The organism is Kitasatospora sp. P5_F3 (assembly GCF_054049135.1).
Genome location: NZ_JBFUMY010000009.1, coordinates 97045 through 113575, shown reverse-complemented (window position 1 = coordinate 113575; position 16531 = coordinate 97045). Strand labels below are relative to the sequence as shown.

General features: G+C 71.9%; 17 protein-coding genes and 1 pseudogene. 10 read left to right on the top strand and 8 right to left on the bottom strand.

Translation table 11 applies throughout. The annotated features are described in order from the left end of the window. Nucleotides 1-5: 5 nt before the first annotated feature. The 4 genes from ACXJMZ_RS07615 (at nucleotide 6) to ACXJMZ_RS07600 (ending at nucleotide 3507) form a co-directional block, all read left to right on the top strand. Nucleotides 6-287 carry a hypothetical protein gene (locus tag ACXJMZ_RS07615; RefSeq protein ID WP_457029183.1) on the top strand — a complete coding sequence of 94 codons (282 nt, stop codon included), beginning with the start codon at nucleotides 6-8 and terminating at the stop codon, nucleotides 285-287. Nucleotides 288-338: 51 nt separating this feature from the next. Then, nucleotides 339-1658, top strand: coding sequence for an acyltransferase family protein (locus tag ACXJMZ_RS07610; protein WP_457029182.1), 1320 nt, complete (start codon nucleotides 339-341; stop codon nucleotides 1656-1658). Between the two features lie 150 nt (nucleotides 1659-1808). Continuing rightward, nucleotides 1809-2801, top strand: a complete 993-nt coding sequence (locus ACXJMZ_RS07605; RefSeq protein WP_457029181.1) for a GlxA family transcriptional regulator — start codon at nucleotides 1809-1811, stop codon at nucleotides 2799-2801. Between the two features lie 82 nt (nucleotides 2802-2883). Further along, the gene (locus ACXJMZ_RS07600) at nucleotides 2884-3507 is read left to right on the top strand and encodes an isochorismatase family protein (protein WP_457029180.1); all 624 of its coding nucleotides are present in this window, start codon (nucleotides 2884-2886) and stop codon (nucleotides 3505-3507) included. A gap of 61 nt (nucleotides 3508-3568) precedes the next feature. On the opposite strand, the gene dacB is transcribed toward ACXJMZ_RS07600, so the two are convergent. The 6 genes from dacB to ACXJMZ_RS07570 all read right to left on the bottom strand — a co-directional run bounded on the left by dacB (nucleotide 3569) and on the right by ACXJMZ_RS07570 (nucleotide 9885). Then, nucleotides 3569-5155 (bottom strand): D-alanyl-D-alanine carboxypeptidase/D-alanyl-D-alanine endopeptidase, encoded by a 1587-nt coding sequence (gene dacB / locus ACXJMZ_RS07595; RefSeq protein WP_457029179.1) that lies wholly within the window; start codon nucleotides 5153-5155, stop codon nucleotides 3569-3571. Nucleotides 5156-5315: 160 nt separating this feature from the next. Continuing rightward, nucleotides 5316-6671: a carotenoid oxygenase family protein gene (locus tag ACXJMZ_RS07590; protein WP_457029178.1), complete on the bottom strand. Its 1356-nt coding sequence runs from the start codon at nucleotides 6669-6671 to the stop codon at nucleotides 5316-5318. A 48-nt stretch (nucleotides 6672-6719) separates the two neighbouring features. After that, entirely contained in the window at nucleotides 6720-8174 is a 1455-nt protein-coding gene (locus ACXJMZ_RS07585) for an MFS transporter (RefSeq protein WP_457029177.1), read from the bottom strand. Nucleotides 8175-8231: 57 nt separating this feature from the next. Beyond that, a complete protein-coding gene (locus tag ACXJMZ_RS07580) occupies nucleotides 8232-8702 on the bottom strand; it encodes an SRPBCC family protein (protein ID WP_457029176.1) in 471 nt (156 codons plus the stop codon). Nucleotides 8703-8776: 74 nt separating this feature from the next. Further along, nucleotides 8777-9340, bottom strand: a complete 564-nt coding sequence (locus tag ACXJMZ_RS07575) for a TetR/AcrR family transcriptional regulator (RefSeq protein WP_457029175.1) — start codon at nucleotides 9338-9340, stop codon at nucleotides 8777-8779. 59 nt (nucleotides 9341-9399) lie between these two features. After that, complete coding sequence (locus ACXJMZ_RS07570; RefSeq protein WP_457029174.1) at nucleotides 9400-9885, bottom strand: MarR family winged helix-turn-helix transcriptional regulator; 486 nt, start codon at nucleotides 9883-9885, stop codon at nucleotides 9400-9402. Nucleotides 9886-9993: 108 nt separating this feature from the next. Here ACXJMZ_RS07570 and ACXJMZ_RS07565 point away from each other — a divergent pair, with 108 nt between their 5' ends. Together ACXJMZ_RS07565 and ACXJMZ_RS07560 are read left to right on the top strand one after the other, a co-directional pair. Beyond that, nucleotides 9994-10839 carry an NAD(P)H-binding protein gene (locus tag ACXJMZ_RS07565; RefSeq protein ID WP_457029173.1) on the top strand — a complete coding sequence of 282 codons (846 nt, stop codon included), beginning with the start codon at nucleotides 9994-9996 and terminating at the stop codon, nucleotides 10837-10839. Nucleotides 10840-10912: 73 nt separating this feature from the next. Beyond that, nucleotides 10913-11674 carry a globin domain-containing protein gene (locus tag ACXJMZ_RS07560; protein ID WP_457029172.1) on the top strand — a complete coding sequence of 254 codons (762 nt, stop codon included), beginning with the start codon at nucleotides 10913-10915 and terminating at the stop codon, nucleotides 11672-11674. A 60-nt stretch (nucleotides 11675-11734) separates the two neighbouring features. Here the strand turns inward: ACXJMZ_RS07560 and ACXJMZ_RS07555 are convergent, their stop codons facing one another. Both ACXJMZ_RS07555 and ACXJMZ_RS07550 read right to left on the bottom strand, forming a co-directional pair. After that, nucleotides 11735-12283 carry a GNAT family N-acetyltransferase gene (locus ACXJMZ_RS07555; protein WP_457029171.1) on the bottom strand — a complete coding sequence of 183 codons (549 nt, stop codon included), beginning with the start codon at nucleotides 12281-12283 and terminating at the stop codon, nucleotides 11735-11737. Between the two features lie 30 nt (nucleotides 12284-12313). After that, nucleotides 12314-12961 (bottom strand): DUF998 domain-containing protein, encoded by a 648-nt coding sequence (locus ACXJMZ_RS07550; RefSeq protein ID WP_457029170.1) that lies wholly within the window; start codon nucleotides 12959-12961, stop codon nucleotides 12314-12316. A gap of 141 nt (nucleotides 12962-13102) precedes the next feature. On the opposite strand from ACXJMZ_RS07550, the gene ACXJMZ_RS07545 reads away from it, so the two are divergent. The 4 genes and pseudogenes from ACXJMZ_RS07545 (at nucleotide 13103) to ACXJMZ_RS07530 (ending at nucleotide 16510) form a co-directional block, all read left to right on the top strand. Beyond that, the gene (locus ACXJMZ_RS07545) at nucleotides 13103-13426 is read left to right on the top strand and encodes a YciI family protein (protein ID WP_457029169.1); all 324 of its coding nucleotides are present in this window, start codon (nucleotides 13103-13105) and stop codon (nucleotides 13424-13426) included. 57 nt (nucleotides 13427-13483) lie between these two features. Next, nucleotides 13484-14701 (top strand): annotated as a pseudogene (locus ACXJMZ_RS07540) (RNA polymerase sigma factor); the annotation flags it as partial. After that, entirely contained in the window at nucleotides 14681-15412 is a 732-nt protein-coding gene (locus tag ACXJMZ_RS07535) for a site-specific integrase (protein ID WP_457029286.1), read from the top strand. The pseudogene ACXJMZ_RS07540 and the gene ACXJMZ_RS07535, both read left to right, overlap by 21 nt. Nucleotides 15413-15508: 96 nt before the next feature. Continuing rightward, nucleotides 15509-16510 carry a DUF4190 domain-containing protein gene (locus tag ACXJMZ_RS07530; RefSeq protein ID WP_457029168.1) on the top strand — a complete coding sequence of 334 codons (1002 nt, stop codon included), beginning with the start codon at nucleotides 15509-15511 and terminating at the stop codon, nucleotides 16508-16510. Nucleotides 16511-16531: the final 21 nt, after the last annotated feature.

The following is a 16531-nucleotide window of genomic DNA, read 5'->3' as shown; positions in this document are numbered from 1 at the left end:
CCGTGATGCCCACGAAGGTTCCGACCGCGCCCGAGACGGGTTTCGCCGGCAAGTCCGTTCCGCGTCACCTGGCGCGCGGCCTGATCGGCTTCGGGCTGATCATCGGCTCGATCGCCCTCACTCCCCTCCTCGGCCCGGTCGCCCTGGCGGCGGCGCCGTTCGGCCTGGTAGCGCTGCGCGGCTGCCCCGTCTGCTGGACCATCGGCCTGGCGCAGACGATCTCCCGCGGCCGTCTGCAGCGCGAGTGCGCGGGCGGCGTGTGCACCCTCACCGCCGCGCGGCGGTGAGCCGTTCAACCAGGGCACTCGACGGCCAGGGGGGTGCGCTAATCTCCTCGAATGTCCCTCACAACCCAGGCGCCCGCTCCCGAAATACCTGGGGGCCCGGCCGGACCGGCCTCCGGCGCTACCAAGCCGAGGCTGGGCTGGCTCGACGCACTGCGCGGATTCGCCGCACTGGCCATCATGGTCGGGCACTTCGTCCAGAACGTGATGCCCGAGGAGTTCGCCCGCACAGCCGGCAAATTCGATATCGGGACCTACGCGGTCTTCCTGTTCTTCCTGGTCAGCGGCTACATCGTGCCCGCTTCACTGGAGCGCCGGGGCAGCGTGCGGGGCTTCTGGATCAGCCGGCTGTTCCGGATCTACCCGCTCTGCGTGGCCGTGGTGGCGCTCGGGGTCGTCGTCTGGAAGTTGGGCGACTACACCGACGCGCTGCCGCCGCTGAGCTGGTTCACCATGGACCACCCGGCGATCGCCGCGCTGGGCAACGTGACCATGCTGCACGACTTCCTCGGGGTGGGCGGCACGGTCTTCGTCATGTGGACGCTCTCCTACGAGATGATCTTCTATCTACTGGTGGCGTCGCTGTTCGTCCTGGGCGTGCACCGGCGCAGCGCGGAGCTGTCCACCGCGTTCGCGCTGGTCGCCCTGCTCGCGGTGGGTGCCTTCCCGCTGTACACGATCACCCACGACCTGCCGAGCGTGCGCCGCGCGGTCGTGGTGGCGACCGTCGTCATGGCGGTGGGACTGTTCGCGGTGATGAGCCGTCGCCGGAGTGTGGCGGTCCTCGGCGCGGTGCTGCTCGGTGCACTGGCGCTCGGCCTGCTGGTCGCCAACAGCCGGATGCCCGGGTGGTTCAGCATGACCATCCTCGCCACCATGTTCGCGGGCACCGCGATCTACCGCGTGGAACAGCGCCAGATCAGCTGGGTCAAGTGCGCGGTGGCGGCCGCGGTCGCCGTCCCGGCACTGCTGTACGTCGGCGGGCGCTACGGCGAGACCGGTGAGGTGACACCCGAGTTCCAGTGGCACTGGGTGACGACCATGCTGGCCACCTGGGCGACCTTCGCGATCGGCATGGCACTGCGGCGCTTCCGGATGCCCACGGCGCTGACCTGGCTGGGCTCGATCAGTTACTCGGTCTACCTGGTGCACGCCGTCATGCTGAGCGTGCTGCTCTGGCTGATCACCCCCACCCCGGTCACCTCGCTCTCGCTGGGGACCCGGTTCGTGCTCGGCATCGGATTCTGCGCCGCCGTGCTCGCGGTCAGCCACCTCACCTTCCACCTGATCGAACGGCCGGCCCAGCGGCTCGGCACCCGGCTGACCAAGGCCGTCGACCGCCGCAGTGCCCGGCGGTCCGGCTCGCCGGAGTAGCGGCCGGCCGACGCCGGACGGGGAAGCAACGGTGGGGCCGGTACGCACGTACCGGCCCCACCGCCGTGTCCGGACGCCCCACCGGCGGATGTCCGGATGTGACAGGGAATCGTCATTGCGGCCATGCCCGGCGACGGCCACGATGGACGCATGCCCACTCCCCACCGCGTCGTCATCGCGGTCTTCCCCGACGTCGACCTGCTCGATGTCACCGGCCCCGCCGAGGTGTTCGCGCTGGCCAACCGGGAGACGGCCGGCCGGGCCGGCTACCAGGTACGGCTGGCGGGGCCGGTGGCCGGTGCGGTGCGGACGTCGGCGGGGGTGCGGCTGCTGACCGATCTGACCTTTGGTCAGGTCGGGGGGCAGCTGGACACGCTGCTGGTGCCCGGGGCGGTCGAGATGACCGACGACGGGCCGGTGGCGAAGGTCGACCCGGACATCGTGGCGTGGGTGCAGGAGACCGCACCGCACGCGAGGCGGGTGGCGTCGGTCTGTGTGGGTGCGCACGTACTGGCGGCGGCCGGGTTGCTGGACGGGCGGACGGCGACCACGCACTGGTCGACGGCGGCTCAGTTGGCCGCCGATCATCCGGCTGTCACGGTCGACCCGGATCCGATCTTCGTCCGGACCGACCGCGGTCGGCTCTGGACCGGTGCGGGGATCAGCGCCTGCCTCGACCTGGCGCTCGCTCTGGTGGCGGAGGACCAGGGCGAGGAGGTCGCCCTGGCGGTGGCCAGGCAGTTGGTGATGTACCTCAAGCGGCAGGGTGGCCAGAGCCAGTTCTCGGTACCGCTGAGCCGCCCGGCCTCCGCCCGCCGCGACATCGACGAGCTGCGCCTGTGGATCGCCGACCACCTCGACGAGGACCTGTCCGCCGCTGCCCTGGCAGCCCGGATGTGTCTGAGCGAGCGTCACTTCGCCCGGGTGTTCAAGCAGGAGACCGGCACCGGTACGGCCGACTACGTCCAGGCCGCCCGGGTGGAGGCGGCCCGTCGGCTGCTGGAGAGCACCGACTCGCCGCTGGAGCAGGTCGCCGCCGCCGCGGGTTTCGGCTCGGCCGAGACGCTGCACCGCGCGTTCCGGCGGCAGCTCGCCACCACTCCGGCCGCCTACCGCCGCCGCTTCCGCACCCAGTCCGCCTGACCCCTCCCCGAGACCCCCAACCCCCTCACCCGCGAGCCGTGCGGCTTCGCCATGCCCGAACGACTACCGAGAGGCCCAGAAGATGAGCACCGTCAGCCCGTCCACCACCCTGCGCGACCTGAGCGGCCTGGACAACCGGCCGGCCCGCCTGAGCGACTCCGTCCTGATCATGATCGACTTTCAGAACACCTACCGCACCGGCGTCATGGCCCTCGACGGCGCCGAGGAGGCCCTCGCGGCGGGGGCCCGCCTGCTGGCCCGCGCCCGGGCCGCCGGTACGCCGGTCGTCCACGTCCTGAACGACGGCGGCGCGGGCACCCCGTACGACATCCGCGCCCACATCGGCGCGATCAGCGACGAGGTCGCCCCGGTCGAGGGTGAAGCGGTCGTGGTCAAGCAGGTCCCCAACGCCTTCCACGCCACCGAGCTGGAGAAGACCCTGACCGACCTGGGTGCAGCCCCGGGCATCGGGAAGGATCTGGTGCTGGCCGGGTTCATGACCCACATGTGCATCAGCTACACCGCCCAGGGTGCCTTCAACCTCGGCTACCGGTCGACCGTCGTCGCCGAGACCACCGCCACCCGGGCCCTCCCCGGCCCCGACGGCACCGTCCTGCCGGCCGCTGCGCTCCAGTCCGCTGCCCTGACCACCATCGCCGACCTGTTCGGGGTCGTCGTCGCCACCGTGGACGACATCCCCGCCTGAACGGGAACAGCGTGAAGGCCCCGACCGCGCGGCGATCGGGGCCTTCGACATGTGCAACCGGTCAGGAAGCCCGCTCCGCCTGCTCCTGGAGCAGACCGGCGATCCGGGACTGGTCGTTGATGATGTCGAAGAAGCTGTTGATGTCCGGCGTGGAGGCACCGTTCACGGCCAGGTAGAAGGTGTGCAGCCGCCCGTGCCCCGCGTCGAGGTAGCCCCCGAGGGTCTCGCCGCCGACGGCGAGCCGCTCGTTGACCGCGTCGTACCCGATGACGGAGCCGGGCTTGGCCCACACCTTGCCCTTGCCGGGGCAGGTCGGGCAGCCCTCGCACGCGGTGGCCAACGAGCCGTCCACGCCGAGGATCGGCAGCGCCTCGCGGAAGCGGTCCGCCTCCGGGGTGCCCTGCCAGTAGTGCAGGATCTCGTTCTCCACCCGCGGGGTGACCCGGTCGACGGGGTTGCCGCCGCGGCCGTCGAGCAGCTGCACCTGGGTCGGGTCGATGCCCGCCTGGCGCAGGAAGCCGTTCAGCACCGGGAAGCCGCCGGCGCACTCGTGGCTGCCCGCCGTGACGGCCATCAGGCAGATCGTGAGGTTCGCCCCGAGGTTGTGACTGACCTTCAGAATCAGCTTGCCGTACTCGGCGAAGACCGGGGAGACGTACGCGGCGACGCGCTGCGTGCCGTCGTACGTGGCGGGCAGCACACCGACCGGGTTCGGTCCGGTCGGCGGTGCGGTGACGGTGACGCCCGCCCTGGCCAGGGCCTCGATCAGGGCCGTCCGCCCGAACGCGTTCGGGTCCTTGACGTGGGAGATCCGCAGGGTCGGCGGGGCGTCGGCGGCGATCGTGCCCGACAGGGTGATGTGGGTGCCGTCCGGCGAGGCCGCGACCTGGATGTCGGTGGCTCCCCCTGCGGCGACCGTCCGGACGGCCGACTCCACCTGGTACGGCGCGACCTGGGGCCGCCAGCTGAGCTGCGCGGGCGCGCCGGGGGCGGCCGGGGTGGTCAGCAGGTCGATGACGTTGTCGTTGACGATGAGCGGGTCCGGGCCCGGGTCGAGCCCCTCGGAGGTGGTGAAGAGCCGCGGGTCGACGGCGACGTCGCCGCGGATCTCGGTGAGGCCGGAGGCGCGTACCTGACCGGCGATCTCGTCCAGTCCGGCGAGCGGGTTCTCGGGGGTGAGGGTGGCGCCCGGGACGTCGTTCGCGTAGGTGTGGTCGATCGTGGTGAAGTCGACGCTGCCGTCCGGCTCGGTCCGGCCGCCCATCGTGAGGTCGCCCTGCGCGACCAGGACCAGCGAACCGTTCAGGGCCGTACCGTCGCGGTCGCCGACGGCCTGCACCGGCGTGGTGAACCGGTGCTCGCCGCCGAGGGTGTGCCAGGCCCCCGAGACGCTGACCAGCTTGGTCGTCGAGCCGGGGATGAAGAACTGGTCGGCGTACCGCGAGTGGATCACCCGCCCGGTGGCCTCGTCGATCTCCAACAGGCCCCACTGGGCGTGTTGGTAGGCCGGTTTGCTCATGATCGCCGCGATCTCCGGGCCGAATTCGTCGTACTGGTCGGGCGCCGGGCCCGCCGCACCGACGGTCATGGCCGTGGCCACCGCCGTGGTGAGGGCGGTGGCCATCGTGCGCCAGCTTCGAGGGATCATGAACCCACCTGTTCCGGGCCGCGCGCCCGGGCCCTGACGGTTACTCAGTCCTGGCAGGCATACCGTGGCGAGGCCGGTGACCGAACGTCCTGGCGAGCCGTTCACCCGCTTGCGCCGGATACTGCGGCCGACCGAGCGGGGCCGGCAGGGCCGGACGGGTTCAGCCGTTCAGGGCGGAGTCCGGGATCCAGGAGCCGTGGATCATCGCGGGCACCCGGCGCGGCAGGTGGACGGTGGCGACCGGCGGGAGGGACAGGTCGGAGGCGTCCAGGACCAGCAGCCGGGAGGCGTCGGCGTTCAGGTCACTGACCACGGTGAGCAGGTAGCCGGCGTCCTCCTCGGTGGCTCCGGCGGCCGGGACGAACAGCGCCTCGCTGGGCAGTTGGCCCACTCCGACCGGACGCAGCTGTCGGGCCCCGGTCGAGCGGTCGTACTTGACCAGCGCGTGGTTGCCAATGCCCTGGTCGTCCGGGAAGGAGAGCGCGTACTGGTAGCGGTGCTCCCGGCCGAGGTACTCCTCGTTGATGGTCGGGAACTCCACCGTCAGGTCGTCGGTGTACTCCTCCCGGACCGTACCGGCCACCAGGTCGACGGTCCACCGCACGCTGCGGGAACCGGAGTTGGGCTCGACCCCGCGATCCGGCGCACCCACCCACCAGTTCCAGGAGCGCTGCCAGCCGGTCCGCCCCACGGACGGGCCTTCGACCACGATCCGGCCCTGCCGGTCCTCGTAGGCGTTGGCGAGGTGCATCGCGTAACCCTGACCGATATCGAACCAACGGACCTTGCCCGCACCGCCGTTGCCCTGCGGCATGATGCCGATCCGGGACGGCTGGGTGTCGCTCCAGCCGTACGGGATGCCCGAGTGCTCGGTGTGGTCGAAGGTGACCGAGCCCTCCAGGAACACCACATGGTGCTCGGTGATGGCGAAGTCGTGCTTCAACGCGGCGGTGGCGCCCGGGACTTCCTGGCTGTGCAGCAGTTCGCCGGTCGGTGCGGCCACGTGGTGGATCAGGTAGGGCGGGAACGGCGAGGAGGCGAAGAAGTGCAGTTCGCCGGTGACCGGGTCCTCCTTGGGGTGTGCGGTCATCGCCGAGGTGAGCTTCCCACCGAAGTCGTACGCACCGACCGTCTCCAGATCGGCCGTCAGCTCGAACGGGAGGTTCGCCTCGCAGAGCGCCAGCAGGCGTCCGCCGTGCTCGATGACGTGCGTACCGGCGGTGCTGGCGGTCAGGTCCGGGCCCTGCTCGGTCAGGTACGGCGCACCGTCCAGCGCGGGGGTGTGCACCCAGCGGTTGCGGTACCACTCGGCGCGGCCGTCGCGGAGCCGGATGCCGTGCACCATACCGCTGCCCTTGAACCAGTGGGTCGGGGTGATGCCGGGCTTGGGGTTGTGGCTGTTGCGGATCAGCCGGCCGGTCAGCTCGGGCGGCAGGCTGCCCTCGACGGTGAGGCCGGTGGCGGAGATCTCGTCGGTGACGGGGGTGTAGTGGCCGGTCAGGTAGGGCTTGTTCATGGGTGAATCCAGTTCTCTGAGAAGGGAGTTGGGTGATGCAGCGGGGGTCTATCGGCCTGCTTCGGCGCGGGCCTCGATGCGGAGCAGCGAGTGGTCGAGCGCACCCCGGGCCAGCAGCGGACTCAGCGCGGCGGCGACGGCGGCCACCCCGGCCGAGAGCAGGAAGACGGTCCGGTAGCCCTCGGTGAGTGCCACGGTGTACGGGTGGCCGAGGCCGTACCCGGCCGTGCGGGAGGCGGCGAGGGTGGCGAGCACGGCCAGTCCGACCGCGCCGCCGATCTGCCGGGTGGTGTTGACCAGGCCGCCGGCGAGCCCGGCGTCCGCTCCCGGTACGCCGGCCACCGCGGCTGCGGTGAGCTGCACGAAGGCGATGCCGAGGCCCAGCCCGATCACGAGGGTGGGGCCGAGCACGTCGGCGGCGAAGCTGCCGTGCGCGGAGATACCGGACAGCCAGGCGAACCCGCCGGCCAGCAGCGCCAGACCCCCGGCCAGCGTCGGGGTGGGACCGAGCCGGCGAGCGATCCTCGGAGCCAGCGAGGATCCGATGATGTTCGCTGCCGCGAGCGGGAGTTGGGACAGTCCGGCCTGCAACGGGCCGTCGCCGAGAACCTGTTGCTGATAGAGCGGCAGGAAGAAGAAGAGTCCGATCCAGACCGCGCCCAGCATGGCCATCAGCAGGTTGGCGGACCCGACCGAGCCGGTGCGCAGCAGGCGTGGCGGGAGCAGCGGCGCGGGGTGCCGGCGCTCGGTGCGGGCGAAGACCACCAGCAGGGCTGCCGCCACCGCACCGCTGGCCGTCACCCACGGATCGGTCCAGCCGGAGCGGCCGGCCCGGGTCAGCCCGTAGACCAGCGCGACCAGGGCCGCCGTGATCGTGACCGCGCCGACCAGGTCGATCCTCCGCAGGCCGTCCCCGGACGGGGCCAGGGCGGGCACCAGGCGCACACCTGCCACCAGCACCAGCGCAGCGCTCAGAGCACTCGCGTAGAACACCGACTGCCAGCCCAGGCTCGCGGTCAGGATCCCGCTCAGCAGCACCCCGGCGGCGCCACCGCCGCCGGAGACCGCGCCCCACACACCGAGTGCCCTGCCACGCCCCGGCCCCGGCGGGAACACCTGCATCACCAGGGACAGCGCAGCGGGAGCGATGGCCGCGGCGCCCACGCCCTGGACCGCACGGGCCGCCACCAGGTGCCCCGAGCTGCCGGCCAAGGCGGCGGCCAGCGAGGCGGCGGCGAAGACCGCCAGCCCGACGAGCAGGACGCGCCGCCGTCCCAGCAGGTCGGCGGTCCGCCCGCCGAGCAGCAGCAGCGCGCCGAAGGCCAGGCCGTACGCGTTGATCACCCAGGTCATCCCGCCGGACGAGAGCCCGACCCCGTCGCGGATGGCCGGCAGGGCGACGTTGACGACGGAGGTACTGAGCACCACGACGAACTGCGCGGCGGCCAGGACGGCGAGGACGGTGGCGGGTCGGGCGGTTCTTCCGCCCAGCGGCTCGGACACGACAGCACTCCTTGTGTGGTCACTCACTCATTCACTGGCCAAAAAGAAGGACGCAGGTCACGCGCCCCGCTCGGCCCGTTCCTTGAGGTTGCGCAGCCAGTGGTCCAGCGAGCTGTCCAGCGCCTGCTGGAGCATCTCGACGTTGGCGCTGACCGGCTCACCGGCCCAGGACTCCTCGGTGTGCACGCGGACTCCGTCCCGGGTCGGCGTGAAGGTCCACACGTGCACGGCGGTGATGCCCTGGGCCGGGCCGCCCCAGACGATGCGCCGGTTGGGCTCTACCTGCTCGACCGTCGAAGTGATCCCCTCCAGACCCTCGACGGACCACACCCACGACGAGCCCGGGCGGAGCCGACCCGGAGTCTGCTTGGCCACCGAGGTGACATCGGGCTGCCAGGACGGCCAGTTCTCCACATCGGTCTGGATGCGCCAGACGCGGTCCAGCGGCGCATGGATGACGATGTCGTCGCGGGTGATCACCGGAGCGTTCAGGTCGATCCCGACCGGTGCGGTGGTGACGGCGTACATGGCGACTCTCCTAGGTGTGGTTGATTACTCACTCGGCGATCAAAAGAAATAGCCGGGCCGAGACCCCGACCGCTCTAGAAGTGCCGGATGCCCGCGCCGAGCGTGCGCGCCCACGGGGCGTCCACCGTTTCGACGTCCATCGACACCAGCAGGTGGCACAGCGCACCGACCGCGAAGAACTCCTGCACCTGCCGGTCGTCGCCGCCCGAGGCCCCGCGGACGTACTCCACCATCCGGGCGTACCCGGCCCGGACCGCATCGCGGATGGCCGGCTCGGAGACCGCCGCCGCCTGGGCGTGCAGCTGGACCAGCATCAGGTCGTTGTCGCTGATCAGACGGGCGTACGCCTCCCCCATCGCGTCGAGCACCGCCTCGGGTGAGGCACTCGTGGCATTGGCGGCACCGACCTCGAGACTCCCCCGGACCCGGACGAAGCAGTGCCCGACGACGGCGACGAACAGGTCCTCCTTGCTGGGGAAGAGCCGGTAGACGTACGCCTGCGAGATCCCGGCCGCCTTGGCCACCTCCATCGTGCTGGTACCGAAGTACCCCCGCGTGGCGAAGGCCCCGATCGCGGTGCGCAGCACCGTCTCGCGGCGCTCCTCGGCGGTGGAGAGTTGGCGTGGTTGCGTTGGCATGTGAGTACTCAACCACTCACATGCACTTGCGTCAACACCTGACGGCGGATCAGCCGCCCTCAGCGGTTCCGCAGGGCGTCCTGGCTGGCGACGTACTTCAGCATCAGGCGGGCGAACTCCAACCGCTCCTCCGTCGGCCAGTCGGCGGTGATCGACTCGAAGGCGGCGCGCTGGTGGCGGCGGAAACGGGCCATCAGTTCCCGGCCCTCGGGGCTGAGCTGAAGGACCGTACGGCGGCCGTCCTGCTGGGAGGCGGCGCGGATCAGGTACCCGGCGGCGATGCTGTCGGACACCATCCGGCTGGCCACCGACGGATCCACCCCCAGGTAGGCACCGACGGCCCCGACGGTGACCTCGCGGGCCTCGCCGCCCTGCTCCGCGGCCTGCTCGGCCTCCAGAACGATGTTGAGGACCAAGGTCCGGCTCAGGTCCTTCTGGGAGACCGGGTTCTCGACCTCCAGCAGGGCGGACCGCCGGAGCTTCCCGAAGGCCGGGCCCACGGTGTCCAGCAGCCGCTCGGAGGTGCTCGGCTCGCGCTTCGTCATGGCCCCATCGTATCTGGATGACCCCATGAATACATGTGTTGACATGAAAACGTGTGCATGCAAGCATGCATATGTCTTCACCAACGAACCAGCGAACGGGGACACTCCATGACCATCCTCATCACCGGTGCCCGCGGCAAGGTCGGCCAGTCCGTCCTCGGCACCCTGCACGCCGCCGGTCACTCCGTCCGGGCCGCCAGCGCCAAGCCCGCCGAACTGGCCGTCCCGGCGGGTGTCGAGGTCGCCGAGCTGGACCTCGGCCGGCCCGAGACCTTCGCCGCCGCGCTCCGTGGCGTCCGCCAGGTCTTCCTCTACCCCGAGCCCGCCGGCATCCACGAGCTGATCGCCACCGCCGAGGCCGCCGGTGTCGAGCACGTCGTGCTGCTCTCCTCCTCCTCGGTGCTCGGCCCCGACGCGGAGCAGGACGCCCTCGCGAGCCAGAGCCTCCAGGTCGAGCGCGCCCTGACCGCCTCGACGCTCACCAGCACCTTCCTGCGCCCGGACGCCTTCGCCAGCAACGCGCTGGGCTGGGCCTACTTCGTCGGCCGGGCGATGCCGGTCCAACTCGCCTACCCGGACGCCGACATCGCGCCGATCCACCCCGAGGACATCGCCGACGTGGCGGTCGCCGCGCTCACCGGCACTGCGCTCACCGGCCGCCAGGTCACGCTGACCGGCGCCGAGACCCTCACCTTCCGCGCGCAGCTCGCCGTCCTGGCGGACGCCGTCGGCCGGGAGATCCCGGTCGAGCGGATCACCCGCGCCGAGGCCGAGCAGCAGCTCGGCGGCTTCATGCCCGCGGTGATGGCCGGCGCGCTGCTCGACCTCTGGCAGGCCGCCGAACAGCACCCCGCAGTCGTCGCCGACACCACCGAGACCCTGCTCGGCCGCCCCGCCCGCACCTTCCGCCAGTGGGCCGCCGAGAACGCCCACGCCTTCACCCCGCGGCACTGACCGCGGGCCTCGGCCCACCGGCTCTCCGCATCAAATCCTTGTCCGCGCAAGGAAAGTGATGTTGAGTCAGAACATGATTGTCGAGTACATCCGGTACCGGATCGCCGAACCGCAGCGCGCCGCCTTCGAGGCCGCGTACCTCCGAGCCGCCGGCCCGCTCGCCGCGGCCGAGCAGTGTGTCGACTACGAGCTGGCCCGCTGTACGGAGGAGCCGGCCGCCTACGTCCTGCGGATCCGCTGGACCTCGGCCGAGGACCACCTCGGCGGCTTCCGCAAGGGCGAGCACTTCGCCGCCTTCTTCGCCGAGATCAAGCCGTACGTCGAGTCGATCGAGGAGATGCGCCACTACGAGGTGACCGCCGTCGAGGGCAAGGGCGGATCGACTCCGACCCTGTACGAGTGGGCCGGTGGCGCCGACGCCTTCGACCGGCTGTTCACCCGCTTCTACGAGCGTGTCCCCGAGGACGAGATCCTCGCCCCGGTGTTCGCCGGGATGGACCCGCAGCACGCCCAGCACGTGGCGGCCTGGCTCGGCGAGGTCTTCGGCGGCCCGGCTCGCTACAGCACCGAGCTCGGCGGCCACCGGCACATGGCCTCCCGGCACCTCGGCCGGGGCGTCACCGAGCAGCAGCGCAGCCGCTGGGTCGCCCTGCTGCTGGACACCGCCGACCAGGTCGGCCTGCCCGCCGACCCGGAGTTCCGGGGCGTCCTCGCGTACTACCTGGAATGGGGCACCCGAATGGCGCTGATCTACTCGGGCCCCAACCCGCCGCCGCTCCCCGAGACCCCGATGCCGCGCTGGGACTGGGGCATCACGCCGCCGTACCGGGGCTGACCGACCGGGCCTGGCTGGACGCGGGCACCGTCGGGGCCCCCGACCCCGGCTCGGAACAGCTCAGGCGCGCCCCGCCCACTCCTCGCGGAGCAGTCCGAACAGCACCCGGTCGTACCGCTCCCCCGCCACCAGCACGGCGGACCTGCGGCGCCCCTCCTTCTGGAAGCCGAGCCGGGTGAAGGCACGGACGGCGCGCTCGTTGCCGCTCCAGGTGTCCAGCTCCAGGCGGTGCAGCCCGTACGCGCCGAACAGGTGGTCGACCACCAGGCCGAGCGCCTCGGACCCGTGGCCTCGGCCCCAGTACTCCCGCTCGCCGATGGTCACGCCCAGGGTGGCGACCCCGCCGTACGGGTCCAGGTCGCGGTAGTCGGCCATGCCGATCACCCGACCGTTCGTCAGGTCCTCGACGGTGAACACCGCCGACTCACGCGGCGTCAGCCGCAGCATGGTCTCGAAGCCGAGCCCGATCGCCTCCGCCGTGACCGGCCCGAAGCACGGGTCCCCGGCGGCGGCCAGCCGTAGTACCTCGGGGTCGTTGCGCCAGCGGAGGTGGTGCTCCGCGTCCTCGGCGCGCAGCGCCCGCAGCCTGACCAGCTTGCCTTCGAACATGTCCGCTCCCCGAGTCCCGCTGTCGGTGCTTCAGCGGGCCTGACGGTACCGGGCGGCGATCACCGAGATCCACAGCATTGCGGCCATCACGCCGACCGCCAGGGTCAGCGAGCCGGCCGGGCCGCCGCCCATCGCCCAGCCGTTGCCCAGCAGCAGCGCCGTCCCGGCGATCCGGGAGCCGACCGCCAGGCCCCGGTTGCCGGCCCGACGGAAGTGCCCACCGAGCAGGTAGCAGGCCGCGATCATGGCGATGAAGGTGATCGAACCGACCGCCATGTGGGCATAGCTGTGCCAGCTCATGGTGGCCGGAACTCCGGCCGGTGTCCCCACCGGGAAGCCGTCGGCCGGGTCCATCACGAACACTCCGGCGGCGATCATGCCGAAACCGGCCACCCGGACCAGCCGGGCCACCCACCTGCTGTCGACGACCCGGCGCAGACCGGCCGCGCCGGCCACGAGGAGTGCTCCGACCAGCAGGAAGTTGGTGATCTGCACCCACCCGAGCGAGCCGGTGCTCAGCACGCTCAGCGGGTGCCTGGTGATGTCGAAGCCCTCCCGGGTGGCCGCCTGGGTCAGGGCGACGACCGCCCAGACGGGGGTGGTCAGGACGGCGCAGGTGAGCAGCGAGCGGGTGCCGACGGCGGTGCTGCGGGCGGCGGGGAGCTGGACGGTGGTCATCAGGTGGTCCTTCCGGGGTTCGGTCTCTCGCTGTCACGTCGTCCGGGCGATGTGACAGGGAACGCTTGCTGTTCCCTGTCACATCGCCCCGTTCGACGTACCGGCAGAAGCACCGATACGACACCCCACCGGAGGCACCCCATGCGCTACCTGATGACCAGCAACGCCGGCAGTTCCACCCCCGACGAGAAGCTGTTCGCCGAGATGGGCCGGTTCATCGAGGAGCTGACCGCCTCCGGTGTCCTGCTGGCCACCGGCGGTCTCGGCCCGGACACCATCCGGGTGAGCTCCGCGGGCGACGAGATCACGGTGACCGACGGGCCGTTCGCCGAGGCCAAGGAGGCGGTGGCCGGCTTCGCGCTGGTCGAGGTCCGCTCGCAGGAGGAGGCGGTCGAGCTGGCCCGCCGGTTCCGCCGGATCGTCGGCGACGGCGAGAGCCGGATCCAGGAGGTCTTCGCCCCCTGATCCTCCGTCAGCACAGCTGCCCCGGCTCGGAGACCGAGCCGGGGCGGGTGTGTTGTCATGGTGCCCGTGCTGGATACCCGCCGCACCGTCGATGCGGTCTGGAAACTGGAGTCGGCGAAGATCGTCGCCGGCCTCGCCCGGATGGTCCGCGACGTCGGCCTGGCCGAGGAGCTGGCCCAGGACGCCCTGGTCGCGGCGCTCGAACAGTGGCCCCGTACGGGCGTCCCGGACAACCCGGGCGCCTGGCTGACCGCGATCGCCAGACGCCGTGCCGTCGACCACATCCGGCGCTCCCAGCTGCTGACGCGCAAGCAGGAGCAGCTCGCCCACGAGCTGGACCGACAGTCGGACCCCGAGCCCGACGACATGCTGCGGCTGATGCTGATCTCCTGTCACCCCGTGCTGCCGACCGAGGCCAGGGCCGCCCTGACGCTCCGACTGCTCGGCGGCCTGACGGCGGAGGAGATCGCCCGCGCCTTCCTGGTCACCGGACCGACCGTCACCCAGCGGATCGCCGCCGCCAAGCGGACGCTGGCCGAGCAACAGGTCCCGTTCGAGCTGCCGGGCGAGGAGGAGCTCGGCGAACGCCTCGCCTCCGTCCTCGAAGTCATCTACCTGATCTTCAACGAGGGCTACTCGGCGACCTCGGGCGACGACCTGATGCGGCCCGGCCTGTGCCAGGAGGCACTCCGGCTCGGCCGCCTGCTGGCCGTGCTCGCCCCGCGCGAGCCCGAGGTGCACGGCCTGGTCGCGCTGATGGAGGTCCAGGCCTCCCGCTCCGCCGCCCGCACCGGCCCGTCCGGCGAACCGGTCCTGCTGCACGAACAGAACCGGGGCCGCTGGGACCAGTTGCTGATCCGGCGCGGCTTCACCGCGATGCTCCGGGCCCGCGAGCTCGGCGGGCCGCCGGGCCCGTACGTGCTGCAGGCCGCGATCGCGGTCTGTCACGCCCAGGCCCGCACCGCCGAGGACACCGACTGGGCGCAGATCGCCGCCCTGTACGGGGCGCTGGCCCGGCTGCTGCCGACGCCGGTGGTGCAACTGAACCGCGCCGTGGCGGTCGGCATGGCCAGCGGTCCGCAGGCCGGGCTCGACCTGACCGGCCCGCTGACCGGCGACCCCGCACTGCGGGACTACCACCTGCTGCCGAGCGTCCGGGGCGACCTGCTGGCCCGGCTGGGCCGGCCCGCCGAGGCCCGGCTGGAGTTCCAGCGGGCCGCCGCGCTCACCAGGAACGCCGCCGAACGCACCTTCCTGCTCGGCCGCGCCGAGGCCCTCGCCGCGGACGTCCCGGCCGGGCCCACCCTCGGTTCGGCCACCCGCTCGTTCCTGGCCGACGCCGGGCTGGACACCGCGACGGTCCGTTCGTACGGGCAGACCCTGCGGCGGCTCGGCCTGGCGCTCGGGGAAGGACTGCCACTGCCGGAGCTGACGGCCGGTCAGGTGGCCGAGGTGTTCGCGACGGCCTGGGGCGGGGCGGCGGCCCGGACCTGGAACCGGCACCGGGCGGCCGTCCGCTCGTTCGCGGCCTGGGCCGAACTGGCCGGTCCCGCCGACCTGCTGGAGCGCCGGGCCGAACCCCGCAGCTCCGTTCCGCCGCTCTCCCCGGGCGGGCTGGACGCGCTCTGCGACCGACCCGGCCTGGCGCTGCGCGAGCAGACCCTGTGGCGCCTGCTGCACGAGTCGGGCGCCGGGGTGAAGGCCGTGCTGGCCCTGAACGTCGAGGATCTCGACCTGGACGACCGCACCGCCGGGCCCGGCATCGGCTGGCGGTCCGGTACCGCCCGGCTGCTCCCCCGGCTGCTGGACGGCCGCACCCGGGGCCCGCTCTTCCTCACCGACCGCCGCCCGGGACCGGCCCGCGCCCCGGCCGCCGACCTCTGCCCGGAGACCGGCCGGGCCAGGCTCTCGTACGAGCGCGCCGAGTACCTCTTCAAGCAGGCCAGCGACGGCCTCACCCTGCGGCGGCTCAAGCCCCGGCGCTGAGCGGACGCACCGTCAGGGCGCCCATCCGGGCCCCTGTATGTTCGGCGTCGAGGTCGAACAGCCGCTCATCGTCTCAACGTGTTCGAAGGATTTCGGATGACCACTCCCGCCCCGCCCGAGAGCCCGCAGTCCGCCGACGAACCGGGCGACGGCAACCCCTGGGCCTCACCGAACCCGGGCCAGGTTCCGGGTCCGGCTCCGGACGCTGCCGCACCCGCCTTCCCCCCTGCTCCGCCTGAGGGCCCGGGCGTGCCGTACTGGCAGCCGTACCCGGCACCGGTGCAGCAGCCCCGCAACGGTCTGGGGATCGCCGCGATGGTGCTCGGGATCGTCGGCGCGCTCTTCGGTCTGGCCCTCATCCTGTTCTGGCTGTCCTGGCTGCCGTCCCTGCTCGCCGTGATCTTCGGTGGCATCGGGCTGAGCCTCGCGCGCAAGGGCCTGGCGACCAACCGGGCGATGGCACTCGCGGGCGTGATCCTGGGCGTCACCGGTCTGCTGATATCGGCCGGCACCGGGGCGTTCTTCGCGGTCCGGGTGCACCAGGTCAACGAGGACCGGCGGACGTACGAGAACGAGGCGCGTGCTCGCGCCGAGGTCGCCGCCAAAGCCGCCGAGGAGCGGGCGGCGAAGGAGCGGGAGCGGGTCGAGGCGGAGCTCGCGCGGATCGAGGCCGAGAAGGCGAAGAAGGCGGCGGACGAGAAGGCCCGGCACCTTTCGTTCGGTGAGTCCTACACGTACGCGGACGGGCTGAAGGTCACGATGGCCAAGCCGGAGCCGTACGTCCCGGACGGCTTCTTTGGCGACATCCCCAAGAACTCCAAGATCATCGAGGTCCGGATCACCGTCGTCAACACCGGGTCCGAGGAGCTCTCGCTCTACGGGTCGGGGTCACCGTTCGTCAAGAACACCAAGGGCAACCTGATGTACCACGTGATCGACGGAAGCGGACGGATGCAGTTCCTCGCCAACGCCGTCGCTCCCGGCCAGGATTCCACCGCCCTGTCCGCGTACGCCCTTCCGAACGGCGGGGCCGACCCGTTCTACGTCGAGTTCCACTACGGCAGCAAGACCGTCACCTGGACCGGCTCGGCCGGCTGACCGCGAAGGGCCCGCCGGACG

Coding starts and splice junctions, on each gene's coding strand:
- ACXJMZ_RS07615 (WP_457029183.1), top strand. CDS start 6: ATGCCCACGAAGGTTCCGACCGCGCCCGAGACGGGTTTCGCCGGCAAG.
- ACXJMZ_RS07610 (WP_457029182.1), top strand. CDS start 339: ATGTCCCTCACAACCCAGGCGCCCGCTCCCGAAATACCTGGGGGCCCG.
- ACXJMZ_RS07605 (WP_457029181.1), top strand. CDS start 1,809: ATGCCCACTCCCCACCGCGTCGTCATCGCGGTCTTCCCCGACGTCGAC.
- ACXJMZ_RS07600 (WP_457029180.1), top strand. CDS start 2,884: ATGAGCACCGTCAGCCCGTCCACCACCCTGCGCGACCTGAGCGGCCTG.
- dacB (WP_457029179.1), bottom strand. CDS start 5,155: ATGATCCCTCGAAGCTGGCGCACGATGGCCACCGCCCTCACCACGGCG.
- ACXJMZ_RS07590 (WP_457029178.1), bottom strand. CDS start 6,671: ATGAACAAGCCCTACCTGACCGGCCACTACACCCCCGTCACCGACGAG.
- ACXJMZ_RS07580 (WP_457029176.1), bottom strand. CDS start 8,702: ATGTACGCCGTCACCACCGCACCGGTCGGGATCGACCTGAACGCTCCG.
- ACXJMZ_RS07575 (WP_457029175.1), bottom strand. CDS start 9,340: ATGCCAACGCAACCACGCCAACTCTCCACCGCCGAGGAGCGCCGCGAG.
- ACXJMZ_RS07570 (WP_457029174.1), bottom strand. CDS start 9,885: ATGACGAAGCGCGAGCCGAGCACCTCCGAGCGGCTGCTGGACACCGTG.
- ACXJMZ_RS07565 (WP_457029173.1), top strand. CDS start 9,994: ATGACCATCCTCATCACCGGTGCCCGCGGCAAGGTCGGCCAGTCCGTC.
- ACXJMZ_RS07560 (WP_457029172.1), top strand. CDS start 10,913: ATGATTGTCGAGTACATCCGGTACCGGATCGCCGAACCGCAGCGCGCC.
- ACXJMZ_RS07555 (WP_457029171.1), bottom strand. CDS start 12,283: ATGTTCGAAGGCAAGCTGGTCAGGCTGCGGGCGCTGCGCGCCGAGGAC.
- ACXJMZ_RS07550 (WP_457029170.1), bottom strand. CDS start 12,961: ATGACCACCGTCCAGCTCCCCGCCGCCCGCAGCACCGCCGTCGGCACC.
- ACXJMZ_RS07545 (WP_457029169.1), top strand. CDS start 13,103: ATGCGCTACCTGATGACCAGCAACGCCGGCAGTTCCACCCCCGACGAG.
- ACXJMZ_RS07530 (WP_457029168.1), top strand. CDS start 15,509: ATGACCACTCCCGCCCCGCCCGAGAGCCCGCAGTCCGCCGACGAACCG.